The sequence below is a fragment of the Flagellimonas sp. B-3 genome, assembly GCF_056857835.1.
This window is the reverse complement of record NZ_JBSXNW010000024.1, coordinates 619,882-641,668: the sequence shown is the minus strand read 5'-3', so window position 1 is coordinate 641,668 and position 21,787 is coordinate 619,882. Positions and strand designations below refer to the sequence as shown.

The 21,787-nt window shown below is 42.4% G+C and carries 9 protein-coding genes and 1 tRNA gene; 3 read left to right on the top strand and 7 right to left on the bottom strand.

What is annotated here, in order from left to right; genetic code table 11:
- Position 1: 1 nt before the first annotated feature.
- The 3 genes from AC13CS_RS15425 to rpiB are packed head-to-tail and all read right to left on the bottom strand — an operon-like array spanning position 2 to position 1,802.
- Positions 2–442: a GNAT family N-acetyltransferase gene (locus tag AC13CS_RS15425; RefSeq protein ID WP_293166220.1), complete on the bottom strand. Its 441-nt coding sequence runs from the start codon at positions 440–442 to the stop codon at positions 2–4.
- Positions 442–1,365 carry a cation diffusion facilitator family transporter gene (locus AC13CS_RS15420; protein ID WP_293166222.1) on the bottom strand — a complete coding sequence of 308 codons (924 nt, stop codon included), beginning with the start codon at positions 1,363–1,365 and terminating at the stop codon, positions 442–444. Before AC13CS_RS15420 ends, AC13CS_RS15425 begins: the two co-directional genes overlap by 1 nt.
- A gap of 5 nt (positions 1,366–1,370) precedes the next feature.
- Complete coding sequence (gene rpiB / locus AC13CS_RS15415) at positions 1,371–1,802, bottom strand: ribose 5-phosphate isomerase B (protein WP_014032637.1); 432 nt, start codon at positions 1,800–1,802, stop codon at positions 1,371–1,373.
- A 594-nt stretch (positions 1,803–2,396) separates the two neighbouring features.
- On the opposite strand from rpiB, the gene rnr reads away from it, so the two are divergent.
- The 3 genes from rnr to AC13CS_RS15400 are packed head-to-tail and all read left to right on the top strand — an operon-like array spanning position 2,397 to position 5,979.
- A complete protein-coding gene (gene rnr / locus AC13CS_RS15410; protein WP_293166225.1) occupies positions 2,397–4,580 on the top strand; it encodes a ribonuclease R in 2,184 nt (727 codons plus the stop codon).
- A 52-nt stretch (positions 4,581–4,632) separates the two neighbouring features.
- A complete protein-coding gene (locus AC13CS_RS15405; protein WP_293166227.1) occupies positions 4,633–5,313 on the top strand; it encodes a head GIN domain-containing protein in 681 nt (226 codons plus the stop codon).
- Positions 5,314–5,316: 3 nt separating this feature from the next.
- A complete protein-coding gene (locus tag AC13CS_RS15400; RefSeq protein WP_293166229.1) occupies positions 5,317–5,979 on the top strand; it encodes a LysE family transporter in 663 nt (220 codons plus the stop codon).
- 33 nt (positions 5,980–6,012) lie between these two features.
- On the opposite strand, the gene AC13CS_RS15395 is transcribed toward AC13CS_RS15400, so the two are convergent.
- From AC13CS_RS15395 to AC13CS_RS15380, 4 genes are all read right to left on the bottom strand, one after another.
- Positions 6,013–6,083: transfer RNA gene (locus AC13CS_RS15395), tRNA-Cys, on the bottom strand.
- Positions 6,084–6,143: 60 nt separating this feature from the next.
- Positions 6,144–6,500: a dihydroneopterin aldolase gene (gene folB, locus AC13CS_RS15390; protein WP_163624330.1), complete on the bottom strand. Its 357-nt coding sequence runs from the start codon at positions 6,498–6,500 to the stop codon at positions 6,144–6,146.
- Between the two features lie 45 nt (positions 6,501–6,545).
- A complete protein-coding gene (locus AC13CS_RS15385; protein ID WP_163624329.1) occupies positions 6,546–7,505 on the bottom strand; it encodes a PorP/SprF family type IX secretion system membrane protein in 960 nt (319 codons plus the stop codon).
- 22 nt (positions 7,506–7,527) lie between these two features.
- Entirely contained in the window at positions 7,528–21,774 is a 14,247-nt protein-coding gene (locus AC13CS_RS15380) for a T9SS type B sorting domain-containing protein (RefSeq protein WP_293166233.1), read from the bottom strand.
- Between the last annotated feature and the right edge of the window lie 13 nt (positions 21,775–21,787).

The window sequence follows — 21,787 nt, the reverse complement described above, 5'->3', positions numbered from 1 at the left end:
ATTACTCTTTCAACATCCTCCTATGCGGAATACCGTCTTCCAAGTATTCCTCGCCGAAGGCATTAAAACCTAATTCCGTGTAGAATTTTAATAGATAGGATTGCGCGGAAATTTCTATCGCTTTATCCGGAAATCTTTGATCAATAGCTGCCAAGGTGGCTTGCATGATTTGTTTGCCCAGTCCATATTTACGTTGGTCTTGGCTTACCACTACCCTGCCAATGCTTACATTATCAAAATAATACCCAGGTTTAAAAATTCGTGTGTAAGCCACTACTTCATCATTTTTAATACCGATAACATGTAGTGCTTTTTGGTCTTTATTGTCCACATCTTGGTACACACAGTCCTGCTCCACCACAAAAACCTCACTGCGAAGGCGTAAAATTTGATAGAGTTCTTTGGTGGAGAGTTCTTCAAAGGTTTTTACCAATACTTCCATTAATCCTGAACTATTACGTTTTTGGAATCGCACTTATCAAACTCGGGTTGAATATTTACATGGTTGATACCGTGTTTGTGATAGACGTGCTCCTCTATTTTTTCTAAAATTACATCGAACTCGGAAAGGCGAATATCGTCCTTAAAATCGATGTGGGCCTCCATGTGGACTTCGTCTTCATTGAGTTGCCAAATGTGCACATGGTGCACGTTTTTTACCGGTTCTATGGTACATATAGATTCTACAATATCTTGTATAACCACCGATTTTGGAGTAAAAAGCATTAATACCTTGGTCGATTCCTTCAAAAGGTCATACCCCATATAGATCAAATAAACACCAATAATCATGGTCAATATGGCATCTACCCAATAAATCTGAAAATATTTCATCAAAATACCGCCGATCAATACGGCTACGGATGCCATCATATCCGTAAGTAAATGCAAGTAGGCGGATTTCATGTTCATGTTGTGCTGGGAATCCTTTTTCAATAACAACACGCTAAAGCCGTTGCCCAAAATGGCAATAAGTGCCAACCAAATTACTAAGTTGGATTCTATTTCTTGTGGCTCCATCAACCGTTCAACAGCTTCTCTTATTAAAATAATGGCTACGACCACTAGGGTTGCCGCATTAATGAAAGCCGCCAAAATTTCGGCTCGTTTATACCCAAAGGTTTTGTGGCTGGATGCTTGTCTTTTTCCCAATCTCCTGGCACCATAACTAATCATTAAAGAGAGTACATCGCTAAAGTTGTGAAGTGCATCGGATAGGAGCGCCAAACTCCCCGAGAGCAATCCCCCAATAATTTGGGCCAATGTAATACCTATGTTAAGGACGATGGATATGAGCAAGTTTCTCCCTTTTAGGTCGGGATGCGCATGCGAATTTCCATGATTGTGATGATGGTGGTGACCCATAGGGTTTATCTACAAGGAATTTTTTCGATTCTACGTTCGTGCCTTCCGCCCTGAAACTCTGTGTTTAAAAAGGTTTCTACCATATCCAATGCCTGGGGAAGCGATATAAATCGGGCTGGCAAGCTCAAAATATTGGCGTCGTTGTGTTCTCTGGCCAATTGGGTTATTTCTTTGTTCCAGCAAAGTGCGCCACGAATATTTTTGTGTTTGTTAATGGTCATGGTGGCACCATTGCCACTACCACAAAGCACTATACCAAAATCTACTTTTCCTTCGGCCACGTCAGTGGCTACGGGATGTGTGAAATCTGGATAATCTACACTATCGGTGCCGTCAGTGCCGTAATTTATAATTTCTATTCCTTTTGACTTTAAAAGACCTATAATAGCAAGTTTATAATCGGTTCCTGCGTGGTCGTTTCCTATGGCAATTTTCATGGTATTTGTATTAAAATGGGTACGTAACAAAGGTACAATATCTTTTAATGTTGTGCTGTTCATAAAATTGAGGAGATATTTTCATTGGGTTCACATACAATCAATTAACAATAACCCCGTTTTGTTAACTATTTGCAAAAAACTATTGGTAACGAAATTTTGTTTTTCAATAAAATTGATCAGTAAGGATAATTATTTAATGTTGAGGTAATATTCCATTAAAAATTAATCAACCGATATAAACCTTTTTTTGTGGGTAGTTAACATTAAAAACACATTAACTTTTCAATAAATTGATGTTGATAAGGGTTATTAAAAATCGTGGATAAAAAATCTAATCCATTGATTTTTAATTTTATTATGTTCTGACAAATTGTGAACAACATATTTTGATCGTTCAAAGCAACTTTTTCCCTAAAATTTTATTCCACATTTCAACGATCAATCATCATCATCATTTTAATTAAATTTAAAAAAGAAGAAAAAATATAATATTGATAATTGTTGATAAAGTTGACATTGTTTTGGAATACTCTTCCTTTCCTTGTTGCTCAAGGATTATAATTCGTATTTTTCAAAAAAATAAGGACGTTAATGTCAAAGAAAAAGAAGAGAGCTGGGAGTCAGCGAAAGAATGAAATTACGAAGGGCATTTTTACCGTACTTGAAAAAGAGCCATCAAAAACCTTCAATTACAAGCAAATAGCTTCAAAATTAGGTATTTCCGATACCCAAGATAGAAACCTTTTGATCAAGCGTTTGGGGCAGTTAAAGGCCAGCGAACGAATTGTAGAGCCAGAAAGGGGCAAGTATCAAAAGAAACCATCACTGCATACATATTTTATAGGTAGGGTAGATCTTACCACAAGTGGCAATGCCTATATTGTGGTGGATGAGTTGGAAGATGACATTTTTGTTCAGAGCAATAATTTGAACAGGGCCTTCCATGGCGATACGGTCGAAGTATTTATCAAACCAAGGCGTAAGAGCAAAAAAATGGAGGGTGAGGTTTCCAAGGTACTCGAACGTAAAAAAACATCTTATGTGGGCATTGTGGACAAGCAAGCTCGGTTTGCATTTGTTCGGCCTACGGATTCGAGAATGTACACCGATATTTTTGTTCCCTTGGAAAAGCTTAAAAAAGCGAATGATGGTGATAAAGTATTGGTTAGCCTTGGAGATTGGCCGGGCGATGCCGATTCTCCCTATGGTGAAGTAATCGAGGTACTGGGGAGACCAGGTGAACACCATACAGAAATACACGCCATATTGGCCGAATACGGATTACCGCATGAGTTCCCCTATGAAGTGGAACAGTTTGCCAAAACCTTGGATACCAGTATAAAGGAATCGGAAATTGCGAAGCGCAGGGATATGCGCGATGTGCTCACTTTTACCATAGATCCCAAGGATGCCAAGGATTTTGATGATGCGCTTTCCTTTCAAAAATTGGAGAATGGCAACTATGAAATAGGTATTCATATAGCGGATGTTTCGCATTATGTGCAACCCGATAGCATTCTGGAAGAAGAAGCTTATAATAGGGCCACTTCGGTGTATTTGGTGGACCGTGTGGTTCCCATGTTGCCCGAAGTACTGTCCAATAAAGCATGTTCGCTGCGCCCAAATGAAGAAAAATATACCTTTTCCGCCGTATTTGAAATGGATGATAACGCCAAGTTGGTAAAACAATGGTTTGGTAGAACCGCCATTAATTCCAACGAGCGATTTGCTTACGAAGAGGCACAACACATTATTGAGACCGAACAAAACAAAATTCCGAAGGAAATATCCATTAGGGAAGAAGCGTATTCCGTTTCGGATGATGTAGTAGAAGCCGTGCTCACTTTTGATAGATTGGCCAAAATTATGCGACAGGCCCGTATGGATGCCGGGGCCATCTCTTTTGATAAAATTGAGGTGAAATTTCACCTGTCCGAAAATAATGAACCTGTTGGCGTTTTTTTTAAAGAAGCCAAGGACGCCAATAAGCTGATCGAGGAGTTTATGCTCTTGGCCAATAGAAAAGTGGCAGAGTTTATCGGCAAACAGAAGAAAACATTTGTATACCGTGTACACGATAAGCCCGATGAGGATAAATTGATGGCCTTGAACGGCGTTATTTCCAGATTTGGACATAGTATTAATCTAAAGGATCCAAAGTCCATCAACCAGTCCCTAAACAAGTTGTTGGAAGATGTAAAGGGCAAAAAAGAACAAAACTTGGTAGATACCCTGGCCATTCGTAGTATGAGCAAAGCAATTTATACTACGGAGAATATTGGCCACTATGGTCTTGGATTTGAATATTACACACATTTTACCTCACCCATTCGAAGATATCCCGATGTAATGGTGCACCGATTGCTGCAGCATTATTTGGATAAGGAAAAAACACCAAAAGCTACCTTGTACGAGGAAAAGTGCAAACATTCCTCGGATATGGAACTATTGGCGGCCAATGCAGAACGTGATTCCATCAAGTACATGCAGATAAAATTTATGGAAGACCACAAGGATCAAGAATTCTTGGGCGTGATTTCCGGGGTTACCGAATGGGGCATTTATGTAGAAATTATCGAGAACAAATGTGAGGGCATGGTTCGTATCCGCGACATTAAAGATGACTACTATGTGTTTGATGAACGCCAGTACGCCATAATAGGCGAGCGAACCAAACGGATGTACCAACTGGGCGACGAGGTTTATGTGATGGTGAAGAGCACTGATTTGATCAAACGCCATTTGGACTTTTCGTTGATCGGTAAAAAGAAATAATACTATTTTGGAATAAAATTTGTTATCCTATTGAGAACCAAATTTTTATAACATGAAAGTAATTACGATTGTTCTTATGTTCCTATCGCTTCAATTACTTGAGGCCCAGGATGCAACCGTAACCCAAGACCTACAAAAGTTTACCGAAGTAAAGGGATTTGATGGTATTGCCATCAATCTTATCAAATCCAACGAAAACAAAGCGGTGATCACCGGGGCAAATACCACAAATGTTGCCATTGTCAATAATGAAGGGGTATTGAAAATCCGGATGGAAATCGTCAAAATATTCAGTGGCTACAGAACGTATGTAGATTTATATCACTCTGAAAAATTAGTGGTTATAGATGTTAATGAGGATGCCCGAATATCATCGGATGATACCTATGTACAAGATATTTTGGAACTTAAGGCACAGGAAGGTGGTGAGCTGGAGATAAATTGCGAAGTGGACCAGTTGTTGATAAAGGCGGTTTCCGGTGGAAAGATCTTTGCAGGTGGATTTTCCAATACCCAGGATGTGATCATTAACACTGGTGGTGCTTACAGTGGAAGAACCTTTAAAACAAAATTTACAACCATAAGTGTAAACGCGGGGGGAAATGCCGAAATACATGCAACGGACTACGTTAAGGCCAATGTGAAGGCCGGGGGCGAGGTTTTGGTATATGGAGACCCAAAAACCATGGACGAACACACCCTTTTCGGTGGAAAAATAAAAAGAGTAAACTAAAAAATGATTGACGATATCCAAGCTGCAATCCCTTTGGGATTTTTATTGAGCTTTATGATTGGTCCTGTTTTCTTTGTTTTGTTGGAAACAAGTGCCACCAAAGGCTTTAGGGCTGGAGTAAGTTTGGATATTGGAGTGATTTTCGCCGACATTGTTTTTTTGTTGATTGCCTATTTCAGTAGTTTTCAGTTGTTGGAGAACCTGAGCAACGAACCGGGTCTTTTTGTATTCGGAGGAATGATTTTGTTGGTTTACGGGATATTTCTATTTGTGAAGAAGGCAAAGAAAAAATCCAACGTAAAGGCCTCCAAGGGAACTTATCTTGGTTTATTGGTAAAAGGTTTTCTTTTAAACTTCATAAACATAGGCGTACTGGCTTTTTGGTTAGGTTTGATTATTGTTGTTGGACCTAGTTTGGAAAACAATCCCAATAGGATGATGGTATTCTTCAGTACCGTATTGATCGTTTACTTTATAACGGATTTAATCAAAATACTTTTAGCGAAACAACTGAAACGCTATTTGACCCAAGAGCGCATTGTGCTCATAAAAAAAGGATTGGGGATTATTTTGATTATTTGCGGGATTATATTGATTACCAAAGGTTTTTTGCCCAAGGATAAGTTTGATATCCAAGAAAAAATAGAGAAACTTGAAGACCTGTAAACAAAAAAACCCAGCACAAAGTACTGGGTTTTGAGGCATCGAGCGGATTCGAACCGCTGTACAAGCTTTTGCAGAGCTCTGCCTAGCCACTCGGCCACGATGCCAATTGGATCGCAAAGCTAAAAATATTTTGCGAATTTTTATCGTGTAATCTTCTAAATAACTTATCGCTTGGATGTAAGTATCACCGAAACACTTTCTACATCGCCCCCAATGGGCGGGTTTATTTTGGAAACTTCGACTTCCACTTCGGTTACTTCTTTAATTTCTCCGAATATACGATCAATAATTCTTTTGGCCACATGTTCCAATAAATTGGAACGTACCGTCATTTCTTCTTTTATGATGTTGTTGAGATGGACATAGTCCACCGTTTCGTTAAGTTGATCGGAAGCGGCAGGTTGTGAAAGGTCGGCAGTAATTTCAAGGTCTACCCTGTAATCGCTTCCAATGAGCATTTCTTCCTTTAAACATCCATGATTGGAATGTATTCTAACGTTTTTTAACCTGATTTTTCCCAAAGCTGTGAATTACGAAAGGGCAAAAATAGGGCAAAACGTATAAAATCAATACATACATCGACAGTTACTTATACCCTGAAAGAGATCCATTCCCACCGTAAGCACGTGTGTTCCTGCACTGTATCCCAAAATTTCGTTGGTAATTACCTGATAGGAATACCCAAAATAGAAGTTACTCTTTTTAAAACCTGCAATAGGAGCTATGTATAAAGGTTCTCCCAATTGGTCGTTCAAAAAACGATAGGTAAGGCCTACGTAATAGTAATCTTCAAAGTCGCGAAAACGGAACTTGGTGTTCAGATCGGTAACGGAACGGCCATCACTTTCGAACCATTGAAAGAAAACGGAAGGTTCTATTTCCAATTTGCTGTTTTTGCTCTTGGAAAAACTGTAGCCCGTATAAGCATAATAATTTCTTAGTTTGTTGGGTTCAATACGGATGATATCGGTATTAAAATTGGATAGATCCTTGTTAAGGACGTTTCCTGCATTCAAACTAAAAAAGAACTTGTCGTACCTGTAAAGTACGCCCAAATCAAAGTTATGGTTGGTGGTGGCTTTGTCATCAGCGGGCAATTCATTGTTGTTTTCTTCAAACTGTTCAACATCTACCCTAAACTGGTTAAAGTTATAGGAGATACCGAAGGAAAGGAAAATATCGTCGTACCTGTCCAACGTTAAGTGGTGGGCAAAGGCTACTTTGGCACCTCTTTGTCTGGTATATCCATTACTATCGTTATAGAGCATCATTCCTATTCCAGACCTGTTTCCAATTCTGGCGTCAGCGGCCAAGGTCTGGGTATCCGGGGCGTCTTCGATGCCTACCCATTGCGTTAAGCCGTTTAAACGCACTTTTATATGATCTCCTATACCTGCATATGTCGGGGACATTAAAAAGGGATTGTCCGCGATGTATTGAGATAATTGGGGTACGGTCAACTCTTGTCCCTTGGCACAAAGTGCCAAGGAAACAAATAAAATAGTTGAATATACTTTTTTTAGCATGGGGTCTAAGTAGTAGGTTATGTTATTCTCTGTATAATGTAAAGTGGCCTACAAACTCTCTAAAGTCTTGTTCTCCTTCAAGTTTAACAACATACCAGTAATCTCCGGTAGGCAATGGTTTTCCGTCGTAATTACCGTCCCAACCTTTAACGTTTCGGGTCATCTCTTCCACTACTCTACCATAACGATCGTAAATCTTAATTAGTACATCTGGGAAGCCTTCAAGATTATCGGGTATCCATATATCATTACGGCCATCGCCATCTGGGGTGAAGAAGTTAGGGAACTCGATATCTATGAATTCCATAAAAATTTCAGCAGTGGCTTCACAACCGTTCTGATCTACCACAGTAACGGTATAGGTATCGGTTCTGTTGATATAGAACGTATTATCGGTTCCGTTATCAATGCCATTGAAGTAGAAGGTATAATCCTCCACACCACCTTCTGCAATTGCTGTAATTTGGTTAATGGTGCTGTTCTCCAAGCTTAGGACAAGTGGTTCGAATGTTTCAATGGTAAAGTCATAAGTGGTCATACATCCATTGGTATGTGCAATGGTAATGTAATGGTCGCCCGGTGTCATGTTGGTAAAATCAGCGGATAGTCGCATATCTGCTGGATCTGTCGAATCCAGGGCATACATTAGGTCTCCTGCAATGGATTCATCTTCCAGTACGATGTCCAAGTAATTATCAGGAATATTTTCGGTACACTCGTAAACAGGCGTTACGGTAGCCGCCAAGTTTACTCCTGGATCAATTTCCACAATTACGTTGGTTTCGCAACCTTGGGCATCCCTTACAAATACTACATGCGTTCCTGCGGGCAAATCTTGGAACAAGACCTGATCTTGAACAAAGTTTGCATCGGCACTGGAATTCAGGCTTGTTTGATACGGGGCAGTACCTCCGGATATTTGAATTTCGAACGAACCATCCCCACTTTCAAAACATACCTCATCCATAATGTTGATGGCTTCGGCCACGACAGGTTCTGGTTGTGTAATCTCAAACTGGAAGGTAATGAAACATCCGTTCGCATCCTGAGCGATTACATCATAGATGCCGGGTTCTAGATCAGTAAATGTGTTCGTCGTATCAAACTGATCTAGATTGGGTGAAATAGCGTATTGGATTTCACCTGTTCCCCCCGACACTTCAACAGTAATTGTACCGTCGTTCATTCCTGAACATGTAATATTGGTAAATTCTTCTCTATCTATCTGTAGTGGTGCTGGATCAACTATAGTAATTACAGAAGATACCTCAACACAGTCCTCGCTGGTTACTCTTACATAGTATTCGCCAGCGACCAATTCGTTGAATGTTCCATTGGTTTGCGGTCCATCAACCAAGTTGGTCAAGGCTGCATCGGTGAACAACTCATAACTGTAATTGCCCAAACCACCTGTTGCTTGTGCAATAATGGTAGCGGATGCTTCTCCCATACAGTTGATAATGGCCGCAGACTCGTCGATTTCCAGCATCAATTCCGGAACTTCGTCAACAGTTATTTGGTTTGATATCATGGCATCACAACCATTGGCATCACGCACATAATATTGATAAGTACCTGCACCTACATTGAATGTATGGGTGTCCCCACCGCTCATTGGGTTAAAGGTAACACCATCTGTACTATAAAAATAAGGTGCAGTACCGCCAGATGCCGTTAATTCCAGTTGAGCATCATCGTTGCAGGTCATTCCGCTCAATTGTACCAAAGATGCCATTACTTCGGATGGTTCAGTTATGGTTACTGGATCTGTTGTAAAACTACAGTTCCAACCATCGGTAATGGTGATGCTGTAGGTTCCGGCACCCAGATTGTTGAATCTTGGGCTTCCTTGTTCACCAGAAGTAAACACAATGTTTGTTCCGGTTTCATCATAATAGTTCAACAGGTAGTTGTAAGAACCTTCCCCTCCAGCAACATTGTACGCCCATACGGATGCACTTTCATCTCCAAAGCACAATAGGTCAATTGGAGCAGCATCAATGTCTGCAGTAATTGGATCTACAGGATTTAAGGTTAAAGAAGTATTATCAATAATTTCACAACCTTCACTATCGGTTACCCTTACTTCATAAGAACCAGCGGAAAGACCAGTGAACACATAACTATGTACATCGTTCATGGTGTAGGATTGTGTTGTGGTAATATTGGTCAATACTATATCGTAAGGAGCATAACCACCTGTCGGAGCAATGAGTACTTCGCCCATATTATCGGTACAGGTAACGCTGGCCACCTGCTCTGGGACAACCGCCAATTCACTGCTTGGTGATATAATGGTAACGGAACCAGATCTAGCATGACAGAATGGCGCTTCGGTAGCTTCTACTTCAACATAATAGTTACCACCTACCAAATCAGGATGGGTTATTGCCAATGATCCTGTTGACGTGTTTGCATTATCTGATACAATTAGGGTACCATCATTTCTGAACACTTCATAATTGTAAGCTCCTGTATAGCCCGTTACATCAATTGTCAATTCTCCGGCATCATCAAAACAAACTGCCGGTGATGTGGCGGTGGCCGTTACATCTATAAGGTCATAAGGTTCGACGGTATGGGTGATAAACTCGTAGCATCCAGTACCATTATCCGTTACCTGAATGGTATAGTTTCCATGGTTAGGAAGCGTAAATGTATATCTATCAGTTGAAACTGTTTGTATATCCCCGGTTTCCAAAACCTCAAAGGTCAGATTATAGGGAGATGATTGTCCGCTCGCAATTACCGTGATTTCTTCTCCACTATTGGCACAACTTATATCAACCACATTGGTTATGTTCAAATCCATTTGAGGTAATGGATCTATTGTTTGAGTAGGCAATGCAAAAGTACATCCATTGCTGTCCCTTATAACTATATCATAATCATCGGCCACGGAAGTGTAATAAGTGAAGACATTTCCACCAGTTGGCATAAACGTGCCACCATTTACACTGTAAAAGTAGTTTGGTGTACCACTAGTTGGGTCGATGGTTACTTCTATTTCGGCTTGTTGCGTTCCATTATTGGTATCACAAGCTAATTGTGTAGTTGTAGCCGTAGCGGCCAATGGATCAGGCTCCCCAACGGTTTCGGTTTTGACAGCCTCACACTCCCTTTCAGATACTACGCGCACTTGGTAATCTCCTTCTGGTAGATTTTCGAACAATGGCTCATCTTGAAGCGGTCTGCTCGGTGCACCAGGACTCAAGCCAATCAATTCGTATTGGTATGGTGGATTCAGTGCTGTGGCGGAATCTAGTTGGGCTAAAATACTACCATCACTTCCTCCAGCACAACTTACATCTATAATAGTTGCATCCACTAATTCAGGAACTACCGGGGCATCCAGCTGTTGGGTAACAATGATTTCACAATTGGAGGATGTGGTATTGTTATCCGTAATGGTGAAAGTATATGTTCCCACTTGGTCGAGCCCAGTAAACACCCCATTTGGACTGGTGGCTGTACTATTATCGGGGAACAACACTTCATAGGAATAATCCGAGGAACCCCCTGAGACGGTTAGTCTGACCTCACCTCCTGGATTGCTAGGATCACAGGTTATAGGCTTGACCACCGTAGTATTGGTAAGGGTCATTACATCATATAGTTCCACGGGACCAACGGTTTCAGAACAGCCCCATTGATCAGTAATCAGAACTTCGTAAGAACCAGCACCCAATCCACGGAAAATGTTACTTGATTGGGGAGACCCAAAGTTGCTTCCATCCTTGATCAATTGATAGCTATAGTTACTACCTTGGCCTCCCGTAACAGGATTACTGGCAGGTATGCCGACAACTTCTATTTCCCCTTCAAAGGCAACACAATTGTCGTTATTGATTCTCAAATCTGCCACGATGGGGTCTGGAACGCTCAAGTCAACATCGGGTAATTGTAAAGCACATCCTTCTTGATCTATGATCCAAACCTCATAAGTACCTGCCGTAAGGTTTTCAATCTTAGGATTAGAGTCATAATCTGTAGATCCTGTTGGAGAAGAAACACCTACATAATAGGAGTATCCTCCCCATCCACCAGAAGCTGTTATTTCAATAATACCATCGTTTCCAGGATTACAGGTTATCGGAGTTACAACCCTATTTCCTGTAATTGCCGCATTAGGTCCTGCAATGTTGAAGGCTTCCTCATTGGTACATTCCGGGAATGCATCTTGTGAAATGACCAAGCGGTAACTGCCTGTGGGCAGGCCACTATATGTTTCAGGGCCAGTGGTCGCTGAAATACCGTTGGTTACAGGAATATCATCAGCTGTGTTGACAGGTGTACCATTGGTGTTGTAAATGGTCCAATTAAATCCTCCTGTATATGTGGCGTCCACAAGTTCAAAGGTTACTTCGCCTGTAGCTGTACCATAACAGATGACATTGCTTACCACATTTAGATCTATATCGAATGTGTTGGGGTCGGTAATGGTTTCGGAAGTTGAAACCATACAACCTGTATCCTTGTGACGTATTAAGAAATTGTGGGTATCCGCATCCAAACCACCGAACACATTGGAATCTTGCCAAGTACTACCGTTGTCGTCACTGTATTCAAAACGGGATGTGTCGCCTAAGGTCGATGTTACCGTAATGGTAATTTCCCCATCCCCACCAGGGGCGCAGCTTAAGTCATTTGTAATGTTAGCTTCAGCATCAATTATCTCGTCAAAGGGATTTATCAAGGCATCTATATAACCTGAACAACCGTTTTCGTCGTATACAGTAACCCTTATATCCCTACCATTGGTATCCGTTTCAACATAGACGTTGTTGGAACCATCTTGTAGGACAGTACCAAATATGTTATCCCTGAACTGGTAGCGGACATAGGTTCCGGTTCCACCGGATATGTCGGCCGGATCTACTGTGATCGTGGCGTTGTTCATATTGTTGCCCGCAACACAACCAAACTGAACGACATCTACATCAGAGATTACAACAGGGTCTGGTTCGGTAATGGTTACCGTTTCAGTATCGGCACAATTATTTGCTGCGGTAACCTGAATATCATAGGTAATTCCTGCTACGGAACCAGGTAGATTTTCAAAGATAGCTGTTGTGGCTGTTGAACTAGTAGGAGCAATCGGAGTACTGATAGAGCCATCCGAAGCTGCAATGATTTCGAAAGTATAAGGTCCAATACCGTTGTCCACAGCCTGTACGGAAATGGTTCCATCATCGGCGCCATAACAGCTAACATCTGTATAAGTGTAAGTAAATGATGGATAGGGAGCTTCGGGCACATCTATGGTAACTGTTTTTGGACAGTTTGGCGGTGCTGTGCCCATATCAAAGACGATAACGTCATAACTTCCGGCAGCTCCTGCACCGTCCCAAACAAACTTGTTGGAAGCGTCAAGGGTCAAGGTGCTTTGGGGCATATCGTATGCCGTTCCCGGTCCATCTATGATAAATTCATAATTTCCTGATCCAGAAATCACTTCGATTTCCAATTCTGCATAAGCATTGGTGCCAGACTCGCAATCTAAAGCCACGGTTTGAATTACGTTGAATTCAAGTGGTGGATGGATGTCGAATGTTTCGGAATCAATACAACCGTTTAAGTCTCTTACCTCGATAGTCTGGTTATCGCCTGAACTCAATCCGGAAATCAGATATTGGTTGCTTCCATCAAAAGTAAAGTTCTGGAAGGCAGCACCATTTACACTGATTTGGAAAGGAGCCATGGCATCAGCTGGATTGTCCAAAGTAACCATTACTTCAAATAAACCTTCATCCACACATTCATCCACTACTGCAATGGATATTTCCGGGCTTGGGTCGAGAAGAACAGTTACAGGATCGCTCTGTATACAATCGTTGGCATCTTTTACGTAAACAATGTAATCTCCCGCCTCAACATTTGCTGTTGTGCTGCTTGTCCAACCAGTTGTAGAGGCGGTTGGAGCAGGGTCTAAAGCAGGTAGGTATAGGTACTCATAAGGAGCTGTACCAAATTGAGCATTTGCTGTTATTACCCCAGCATTTGGGGTACAATTGTCATTGGTTGGAGATTCAGCGATTACCTCAAGCAATGTTGGTGATTGTTGTATTACAAAGGAGTCAGATGCTGAAACACAACCATTCTCATCTTCATAAAGAATATAATATTCACCTGGACTTAATCCTGTTGCCGTATCGGTTTCTGGACCACCAACAGCTCCAGAAATCGATCCTGTGATTCCAGTAGCAATGTTGGTTGTAGCATAGAAAATTTCATAGTTCACATTGGTTCCAACATAATCCCAAACAGTAAATTCAACACTACCATCGGCTGCACCAGTACAAGTAATATCAGTAACAGTGTCAATTGATGAATCTAAGCTAGAAGTTGTTGAAACAGGAACAGTGGCTTCTTGAAGGTATTCACATTCCGTATCCTCATCATAAACGATAAATGTATAGGTAACTCCGGGTGTTAAACCAGTGAACAAATGGGAGTTATCAGGTGCAGGGGATACATCCTCAGGAAACCATGCAGGATCCGATGCGTTAAATGTAGGAGCTGGATATAGGGCAAAATAAAAAGTCCCTGTTCCAAGTGTTCCATTTAAAGCATCTGCCTCAACTAACATTTCACCACTACCAGGAGTACAACCAGCAGTGCCTTGTGTGGTTATCAACACATCGGGGCCAGTGGTTATGGTCACCGTTGAGATATTTTGACATCCATTGGAGTCAGTAACTACAACAGTATAATCACCAAAATCCAATCCAGTGAATGTGTGGTCATTGGTACCAGTAGAGGTATCATAGGTTAGATTTACATTATAATCATTGTTAAATACCTCGTATATATAAGTTGGTGATCCTCCCGAGGCATCTACTGTAATGGTTCCTAGTTCTGTACCACTTGCCGCACAGGTTAAATTTGTATGTGTTGTGTTTGGAATGATGGCTGTCGGCTCAGAAATAACTACTGGGAATGGATCTGATACACAACCTTTGGCATCGGTTACAGTTACTTCGTAAGAACCGGCAGGTAATCCTGTAGTCTGGGTGCCGTAAACTGCACCACTAATGGTTTCTACGACATTGATTGTATAAGGCGGAACCCCCACGGAGGTGTCAATAACAATATCCAAAGCACCGGTACTTTCCCCATTACACAATATGTCGGTTGGCGTAACACTGCTTATCACAGGTTGAGAGGCAGGTGTTACCACAATACTGTTGGTCGTTGTTGTACAACCAGCAGAATCGGTTACAAGGAACGTATAGGTTCCATCTGTATTTGTGTTGAACACGTTGCCAGTAAATCCAGTTGAATTATAGGTAGTTCCGCCATCGTTGGACCATTGATAGGAGTAAGGAGTTGCACCTCCATTTGCAGTTATGGTAATAGTTGCATCGTCCAAACAAGTCAAATCGCTGTCGAGGAAGGCCGAGGCAGTCAAGGCAGGGTTGATTGTTGCTGTAGCCTGCTCATCACACCCATACCCATCACGAACATCAATGGTGTAAGTTCCTGCTGTTAAGTTCTCAAAAGTATAGGTTGTATCGGTTGGAGTAGAAGGTGTCATCCAAGCGCCACCATTTATACTGAACTGATAGTTTCCGTTCCCGCTGGTTACATCTACTTGGATGCTCCCATCGTTGTTGCCACTATAACATAAGGTTGGTGTTACATCAAACGTAATATCGGCAGGGGGTACTACGGTTATGGTTCCGGTTACATCCTCACACATATTGGCATCCTGTACCCTTACCACATAATCGCCTGCGGCAAGTCCAGGGAACTCATTGGAAGATTGGTAGGTTACGATAGGCGTACCACTCGTATCTTCCAATTGATATTGATAGGCCGGTGTACCTCCCGTAGCAGTGGCGGTTATGGTTGCCCCACCATTGGTACAGGTTAACTCTGTAGTAACCGAAGCAGAAACATCAACCACATCGGGTTGTGTAAGATCTTGGGTCAGGACAACGGAACATGTAGGGTCTCTTAAATCTCTTATGTTGATGGTATGTGTTCCTGCTGCTAATCCAGTAATGGTTATCGGACTTGTGGTAGAAGTGGTAAACACACCACTATTGTTAATTTCATATTCAAAACCAATACCTGAATCAAAGTTTTCGGCTTCAAAAGTGATGGTACCATCGGCATCGCCGTTACAAGTAATGTCCGTGTGGGCGGTAATGGCTCCATCAAAAGCATGGCCATCCTCAACATTTACATCCAATGTGATAGATCCACCACAAACTTCCGGAATTTGATATGCCTCGATGTCATCTATGGCGATATCATTTCCATTTGTAACGGAAGAGTTTGTACGGATTACGATATCCAAATTGGAATAGGCACCAGGGTTAAGTGTTACACTATAGTCGTGCCAATCGGTGGCGCCAGTATTTTTTGGAATGCTTCCAGTAGTTGTACTTTGAATTACGTTTCCTCCTCCATCTACCAATTGGATTTCTATGGATGGATCTCCTCCATTTTCCCCATTACGTAATAGGTTGAAAGCCCAAAGCGATACGGTAATATCTCTGTTTGGAATTACCTCTACACCTGTTTTTTGATATACAATACCACCTACACCGGCTACTCCTCCCACATTGATGGCCAAGAACCTTCCGTTGGACAACCCAGAATGGTCATTAGGGCTTTCCCAGGTTCCATAAGGATTGGCGATATCTTGTGTTACAGAGTATTCCCCATCTTGAATATGGGTATCGATGGGCGTCCAACCACACGAGTTTAAAGTTCCGTTTTGTGGTTCATAACAATAAACGGGATCTATTTCAGAAATACTTGTATTTGGTCCTACCCCAAAGTTTTCGGAAAGCAAAATACTTGGACTTGGTGCCGAATTACTTACGTAATTTACGGTTATAGTGTGGCTTCCCACAGCTACATCGCTAAATGTATTGGACGTACTTGGTGTGTTCGCAATTCCATCAATTTCGTAAGTGTAGTCAAAATCTGGGCTATCAGGTGTTACTGTAATCGTTCCTTCGCCATCACACTCATAATCAATAGTAGCTGTTGCACTAGGCGGTGTTGGTTCTGGGTCTATAGTAACCGTCATTGGATATGTACACAAGTTGGCATCCCTTATATAAAGGGTGTGTGTTCCCGGAAGCAAATAGCCAATTGATGTTGTATCGTATGTCGAGCCTCCATCAAAACTATATTCGTATGGAGCTGTTCCTCCAATGGCATTGGTGATCCTTACCTCAGCTCCCATACCAGGGTTACATTCTGCCAAGGCCGTTACTGCCGCAGAAGCTGAAAGGGTAATAGGCTCTGTAATGGAGTATATTTCGGTTATTTCACAATTGTTGGCATCCCTTACGCGAATATTATAACTGCCAGCTGGTTGATTATAAAATGTATTGGAGGTTTGATATGTAGCACCATTGTCGATACTGTAAGTGTATGGTGCTTCTCCACCACTTGCTGTTATGGTAATTTGTGCTTGTGACTCACCACTACAAAGAATATCGGTATTGGTCACTGAAATGGCCAACGGATCATCTTGGACAATGGTAATGGGATAAACAGCTTCACAATAATCTGTTCCACCAGCATTGTCCCTTACATAGACATCATAATCGCCTGCAACAACACCTGTAATCGGGTTTGTTGGGGCAAAGTCTGCATCGGCTGGCGTTGCTCCGGCGGCTACCAAGGCATACACATAATTTCCATCTCCACCGGCAGCGGTAATGGTTACATCGGTATCTGTTTCGCAGGCAGCAATATTTGGGGCAGAAGCCACAACGCTAAGTTCCGGATCTATGGTTATGGAAGCGGTATCGGTACAATCGTTACCGTCCCTAACCTCAATCGTGTAATCTCCTGGTGCAAGCCCGGTAAACACATTGTTTGTTCCAAAGGGACCTCCGTTTAAGCTGTACTGATAATTTCCGTCGCCACCAGTAGTTACATTGGCGGTCAAGGTCAATCCTACGGCATCGTCATAGCAAATATCGTTGGGGACAATTTCTAGAACGGGTTCAACAGCCTCATTAATGGTGAATATATCCGTGAATTCACAACCGTTAGCGTCCGTAACTTCAAAGGTATAGTCCCCCACAATGGTCAAATTCCCGAACAAGCCGTTGGATTGTGGTGCTGGAGGAGTATAACCTGTAGGGCCGGAAATAATTTCGTAAGTATAGCTTCCCCATCCGCCTGTGGCCGTAATATTCACCGATCCATCTACTATACATGTAGGCTGTTCAATTGTTGGTGTTGCATCAATGGGTGAAGGTGGAGCGTCAATAGTTACTGTTGCCGTATCGGTACAATTGGTTTCATTGTCTGTTACTGCAATGTTGTAAGTGCCTGCCTCCAAATTACTTATTGAAACGGAAGCATTGGTTTGGGCTGTTCCTGTATTGGAATATGCCGAAGGCCCGGTTATGGTGTAATCGTATGAGGTATTAAATCCGGAAACCGTGAAAAGGGCTTCCCCATCTTCAGCATCAATACAGCTTATATTGGCCATTGCTTGGCCCACAACGCCAATAGGTGTTGTTGGGGCAATGGTATAGCTTTCCGTGTAAACACATCCAGTGGCATCGGTAACCCTGAAGGTATAAGTGTCCGGGTCTAGATCATTAAAAGTAGCTGTATCTCCGGAAGTGGTATTTGGCGCTATGGGAGAGGGGGCAATAATTTCGTAAACAAAGGCAGCTGTTCCCCCAGCAACGGTTACTGTTACATCCGAAGTTTGATCGGGACATCCTGGAACCGTGGAATTGAAGACCAAGTCTGTTGGTGGGTCCAATGGGGCTATTGTAATAGCATCGGAAAAGGTACAACCATTGGCGTCCCTAACAGTTATGGTGTAGGTGCCATCTGTTAGATTGGAGAAAGTAGGGGAACTGTCAAAAGTCACCCCGTCTATGCTGTATTGGTAGGGAGCGGCACCACCTGTTACATTTTGGGCTTCGATAATGCCGTCTTGTAAACAACTGTACTCTTGTACTATAACGGCATCTAAATCCAAGGCAGCTGCAGGGGCATCGATAGTTTGGTATTCAAAATAATCACAGGAAGCAGATCCATTGCTCTGTTCGATTACTATGGCATAATCACCATTGGCCAAACCAGGAAAGTTTCCTGATGAGTTGGTGGCCAAGGCGTTGGCATAGTCGTAATTTTCTTCATCAAAACCTGTGGCATCGAACAAATGGTAGGTGAGTTGGTAGCCATTGGCTTTTACAAGGTTGAATGTAATGGACCCCGAGGATTCGCCATTACAGAGCACATCGATGACCGTGGTGGGGTCAAAATCAGCACCAGGTCTGAATTCAATGGAAACCGTGTTGGATAGGGCATAGCAATTGTTTTTATCAACTACAATAAAGGTATAATCGCCTGGTTCCCAAATATCAAAAATACGATCATTATCGCTTAGAAACTCGGAAGGCGGAATATCCTCAACGGTTGGATAGGAGATAACAGCATTGCCGTCTTCATCCACAAAGGACCAAATGGCATAACTGAAAGGTGGTTGTCCACCATCCCAGTGAAGCTGAATGTTTCCTTCCTTACAGGTAATGTGCTGAGAGACCCTTGCGGTCAGTTTCAGGTTTGATTGATCAAGAATTGTGACCTGTTCCGTATAGACACATCCATCATCAGTGGAAACAGCAACATCGTAAACCCCACTATTTAGGTTTTCAAAGGTATAATTATTGTCTATGGACGGACCATGGGTATCCACCTCTACGCCGCCTTGGGAAATGGTGTAATAGTATTGTGGCTCCACATCCAAAACGGAAATGGAAATTGCACCCAAATCGTTACAACTTGTATTTTGGGCGGTAATGTCCACTTGAAAATCCCTTTCGAGAATACCAATGTTGTCGAGTACAAATACGCAACCATCGGTTACGCCCTCTTGTCTCATTTCTACCATATAAGCTCCATTTGTGGTAATATCGAAGCTTGGGCTTGGTCCGTAGGGAACCAATACATTGCCCGTGGTTTGGTCTACAAGTTGGTACTCATAGCTCAAAGGCATATTGGTTACCGTAATGTTCCCGGGAGTATCACAGATAATATCTCTGGAAGTGTATTGTGGGTCTAACGGGTTTTTGTAGATATTGAAATAGAATCGACTAAAACATCCGTTCTGATAATTGATGACCAATCGGTACTGACCGGAATCCGAGGCTAAAAAGTCATTGCCCGTATCAACCGTGTTCCAAGTACAACTGGCATTGGTGTTGGCGCATCCATCGGTAGCTTCCGTACAGCTGGATTCATCCAACTTTTCCCAAACTATGCTCTGGGCATCTGGAATATTGATTTGAATGAGTTCGGTATCATTTAATCCGCACAAGAAAATTTCCGGCAGTTCGCTGCCATCGTTGGGACATACGAGAATATCTCCGTCTATGGTATTGGAGGTATCGTTGATCAAAGCCGTAATGGGGTTGCTCTGTGTTTCACCAAAAAGCTCAACAACGATTATTTCAGCAAAATCCTTACAGGGGTCGGCAACTTGCTTATCCACAATGTAAGTTCCGGTTTCATCAACCAATATGGTGCTTGGGTCGTTGTCGGAATCACTGTCCGTGATCACCGTATCGGTACCAATGTCGATAGTGTTGTTCCCGTTTTCGTCGCGATACCAGATATAATTGTCGAAATTGTCACCTGCATCTAAAAGCACGTTTTCGCCGCAGAGCTGAACGGTTCGTGTAAAGTTACAGGCACTAAGGTCGTCCAAAAGGAAATTGGTGGCCCCGGGATAGGGAAAACCACAGCCGTCAAAATCGTACACACTGGGGTCGTCGGTTATTGGAGCGGTATTTATTGCACCACTATAAGTTGAATAAGCCAAGTTTTCGATGATGTCGGTACAGGCATCGATGAAGTCAAAACAGTTTTCGGCCACTTGTACCCGCATGCGAATGGAGGCAGCTGGATCATCCTCTTCAACAATATTATCGGGGATAGTAAAAACAATGGTTCGGGTTGCCGGGTCAAAAGTATAGGTTGTACCTGTTGGCATGGTTATACTGGACTCGTCGAGGGTTACATTGATGGGCAGTACGTCCCTGATGGTATAGCCGACTGCATCATCGTTGCCCACATTTTCAAACGCAAGCACATAATCCAAATATTGTCCAAGATGTACCCCTTGTCCGGTAATATCGTTGCCCGCAATATCCTCGACCGTTTTGGCCAAGTTTATCTTGGGCTCTATAATTTCTACATCCATTGAGGTGAAGAAAATGTCGTACTTATCTTGCGTGGACGAAGCCCTAAATGTGGCTCCTGTTTCATCATTGGGAATAACGGAATTGCTCGGGTTGGGAATGGTAAACATATCCACATCCCATCCTAAAGTGTTTACACTATTGGGATTTCGGGTGGTAACAATACTTCCTTCGTTGGTAATATTACTGTTGAAAAAGTTATTGGAGGGGTTAGCGCTGTTGGACAATGTTGTAAAAGAACCATTGCTATCCGCCTTAAAGGCGAGTTGATCTCCAGTAATTCTATTGTCGCCCTCCAAGGTTGCCACGCCCAATTTTGCACGCACAGGAAAAGGAGGGGGCAGGGTGGTAAACCCACTAAAGGGAATGTCCACGGTTTCTCCGGACTTAACACCCGCATAACCATCAAAAGTAGTGATGAATTTTCCTGGATAGGTCGGGTTTTCATAGACGACGACCATGGTCCATCCCCCAGAAACACCACCTTGGATGGAGCTGCCGGAGCTGGCCCTTACGTTGCCAACAAAATAATCACCTTGTGGATCGGTGAGTCCAGTAACAATGGAAGTCACATCCTTATAACATGCGTAAGGGGCATAGTACCCAAAATCGCCATCATTATAACCATCAAATAGGATTTCGTCCGCGGTCAAATCAACATAGGAACCACCGGGAACCCTAAATTTTACTTGGTTGAAATCACTTCGATCACTATCTGTATATACGGCGGACCAATACAGCCCGGCATACCTAATCTTGGAACAACTGGGGTCTGGTACGGACAATGTTGCACTACTGGAACTGAATGTTGATGGGTCCCCATCAATATCAATGTATTGCATATTGAGGTCGTCGTTGTATGCAGACCACCAACCAGTGGTATTATAAGGGTCTTCAGGATCTTCTGACGAGGTATCCCTGTTTACTATATTGTTCGCAATAAACGTTATGTCTCCTTTGAGTTTGTTCTTATAACGAGCGTCAAAGGTGTTTTTTACTTGTGATATACCTGTATACGAAAACAAGAGTATACAGATTAATGTGCCCCACCTGAGTAGTGATTTTTTCATAGGATGGTGGTTT

What these genes read in the sequence shown, in the direction of transcription:
- AC13CS_RS15425 (WP_293166220.1), bottom strand. Translation starts at nt 442, where the DNA reads ATGGAAGTATTGGTAAAAACCTTTGAAGAACTCTCCACCAAAGAACTC.
- AC13CS_RS15420 (WP_293166222.1), bottom strand. Translation starts at nt 1,365, where the DNA reads ATGGGTCACCACCATCATCACAATCATGGAAATTCGCATGCGCATCCC.
- rpiB (WP_014032637.1), bottom strand. Translation starts at nt 1,802, where the DNA reads ATGAAAATTGCCATAGGAAACGACCACGCAGGAACCGATTATAAACTT.
- rnr (WP_293166225.1), top strand. Translation starts at nt 2,397, where the DNA reads ATGTCAAAGAAAAAGAAGAGAGCTGGGAGTCAGCGAAAGAATGAAATT.
- AC13CS_RS15405 (WP_293166227.1), top strand. Translation starts at nt 4,633, where the DNA reads ATGAAAGTAATTACGATTGTTCTTATGTTCCTATCGCTTCAATTACTT.
- AC13CS_RS15400 (WP_293166229.1), top strand. Translation starts at nt 5,317, where the DNA reads ATGATTGACGATATCCAAGCTGCAATCCCTTTGGGATTTTTATTGAGC.
- AC13CS_RS15385 (WP_163624329.1), bottom strand. Translation starts at nt 7,505, where the DNA reads ATGCTAAAAAAAGTATATTCAACTATTTTATTTGTTTCCTTGGCACTT.
- AC13CS_RS15380 (WP_293166233.1), bottom strand. Translation starts at nt 21,774, where the DNA reads ATGAAAAAATCACTACTCAGGTGGGGCACATTAATCTGTATACTCTTG.